The following is a 2,642-nucleotide window of genomic DNA, read 5'->3' on the forward strand; positions in this document are numbered from 1 at the left end:
TAGATATTTTTTAACTTCTTTAATAGAATTTTCTTGAAACTTATGCAAGTTCTTAGCTAATTTTATTGTATCATTAGATACTTTTCCTTTGTAATCTTTCATTTTCTTTTCAATTTTAGCTATTCCCATAATAAAACCTCTTAGAAGAATATCAGCAATTTTTGAATCAGAATTATCTTTTTTTATTTCCATTACCATTGCAGTGTTAGCTGATACGTTAGCTATTATGTTAGTTCCAACTTCAATTTTTTCTTTTTTTAATATTTTTTTTGCCTTTTTAAAAATAGACTCATATTCTTTTAATTCTCTTTCAATTTCATCCTTAATTTTATTATCTTTATCTTTTAAGATTTTTAATAACTTTTTAGTAGATTTTACTCCTGTTGTTTCATAAATGTGTACTAATAATTCATTATTTGTATTCATAATTATCTCCTCATTTATATTATTTCCAAAGGATAATATATTTATTTTTACAATAATTGGTAGTTATGGTATAATTTAATAGTGATTTTTATGGAACAAAGCAAAATTAGAAATTTCTCTATAATTGCACATATTGACCACGGTAAAAGTACATTAGCCGATAGAATATTGGAAAAATGTGGTGCAATTACTGAAAGAGAGAAGAAAGATCAAATACTCGATAATATGGATCTTGAACGTGAAAGAGGTATCACTATTAAATTAAATGCAGTAGAACTTAACTATAAAGGTTATACTCTTCATTTAATAGATACTCCAGGTCACGTGGATTTTTCATATGAAGTAAGTAGAAGTTTGGCTGCTTGTGAAGGAGCTATTCTAGTTGTAGATGCTACTCAAGGAATAGAAGCACAAACACTTGCTAATTTACACCTTGCACTCGATAATAATTTAAAAATAATACCAGTTATAAATAAAATAGATTTACCAGCTGCAGACCCAGATAAAGTATCAAAAGAATTAACTGATTTAATAGGTTTTGAAAAAGATGAAATTATTCTTTGTAGCGCTAAAACTGGAGAAGGTATAGAAGAACTTTTAGATGCAGTTATAGATAGAATACCATCACCCAATGGTAAAAGTGATAAATTTAGAGCATTAATATTTGATAGTTATTTTGATTCATATAAAGGAATAGTAACTTTAATTAGAGTAGTGGATGGAAGCATCTCTGTGGGTGATAAAATTAAAATGATGTCTACTGGTAAAGTTTATGAGGTTTTGGAACTTGGTAAACATACTCCAAAAGAAAAAACGCTTAAAACTTTATCATCTGGTGAAGTTGGTTATCTAAGTGGAAGCATTAAAAGTATAGAAGATGTTAGAGTAGGTGATACCATCTCCAAGAGTGGGGAAGAAGTGGAATCACTTCCTGGTTATAAAGAAATGAAACCAATGGTATATTCAGGATTATATCCAATTGACTCTTCTAAATATAATAATTTAAAGGAAGCACTTCAAAAACTAAAGTTAAATGATTCGGCTCTAAACTTTGAACCTGAAACATCTACTGCATTAGGTTTTGGATTTAGATGTGGTTTTTTAGGGCTCCTTCATATGGAAATAATTGAAGAGAGAATTGAAAGAGAATTTAATATTGATTTAATCGCAACATCTCCTTCAGTTATTTATGAAGTAGAGCTTACTGATAAAAGTGTAATTTATGTAGATAGTCCTAGTAAAATGCCAGAACAAATAAAAATTCACTCCATTAAGGAACCATTTGTGCTTTCTAATATATTTGTGCCTTCAGATTATGTTGGTTCTGTTATGGAACTTTGTCAAGATAAAAGAGGTATTTATAAATCTATAGATTATATTGACCCTAAAAGAGTAAATGTTACATATGAAATACCACTTTCAGAAATTGTATATGATTTTTTTGATAAATTAAAAAGCTATACAAAAGGATATGCATCACTTGATTATGATTTCATAGGAAACAAAGAAAGTAAACTTGTAAAAATGGATATACTTCTTAATGGCGATATGATAGATGCATTAAGTGTAATAGTTCATAAAGATTTTGCTTATAAAAGAGGTAAAATAATAGTAGAAAATCTTAAAAAGATTATTCCTAGACAAATGTTTAGCGTTCCTATACAGGCAGCAATTGGATCTAAAATAATAGCTAGAGAAGATATACCTGCTATGAAAAAGAATGTTTTAGCTAAATGTTATGGTGGAGATGTATCGAGAAAAAGAAAACTTCTTGAGAAACAAAAAGAAGGTAAAAAAAGAATGAAACAGATAGGTAGTGTATCAATACCACAAGAAGCATTCTTATCGATTTTAAGTATGGATGAAGAAGAAAAATAGTTTCGTTGTTTTTCTTCATATAATTTATTTAAGATGGTGGGTAATATGAGAAGTGTATATATACACATTCCTTTTTGTAAAAGTATTTGTTCTTACTGTGATTTCTGTAAGATGATTTATAGTGAGTCTTGGTTAGATACATATTTAAGCGAATTAGAACTTGAAATAGATAAATATTATGAAGGCGATGAGATAAATACTGTTTATATTGGTGGTGGAACCCCATCTTCTTTAAACAGCAATCAATTAATTAAATTATTTGGTATTATCAAATCTAAATTTGATTTAAGCAAGTTAAAAGAATTTACATTTGAGATGAATGTAAATGATATAAACCA

General features: G+C 27.7%; 2 protein-coding genes and 1 pseudogene. 2 read left to right on the forward strand and 1 reads right to left on the reverse strand.

The window, feature by feature from the left end:
* Window positions 1–426, reverse strand: a 426-nt coding sequence (locus QZ146_RS08670) for a hypothetical protein (RefSeq protein WP_295723688.1), incomplete at its 3' end; no start/stop codon positions are given.
* Between the two features lie 90 nt (window positions 427–516).
* On the opposite strand from QZ146_RS08670, the gene lepA reads away from it, so the two are divergent.
* Window positions 517–2,304, forward strand: coding sequence for a translation elongation factor 4 (lepA, locus tag QZ146_RS08675; RefSeq protein ID WP_295723690.1), 1,788 nt, complete (start codon window positions 517–519; stop codon window positions 2,302–2,304).
* Between the two features lie 45 nt (window positions 2,305–2,349).
* A pseudogene (locus QZ146_RS08680) lies at window positions 2,350–2,642 on the forward strand (hypothetical protein); the annotation flags it as partial.

The organism is uncultured Methanobrevibacter sp. (assembly GCF_905235195.1).
Taxonomy (GTDB): domain Archaea; phylum Methanobacteriota; class Methanobacteria; order Methanobacteriales; family Methanobacteriaceae; genus Methanarmilla.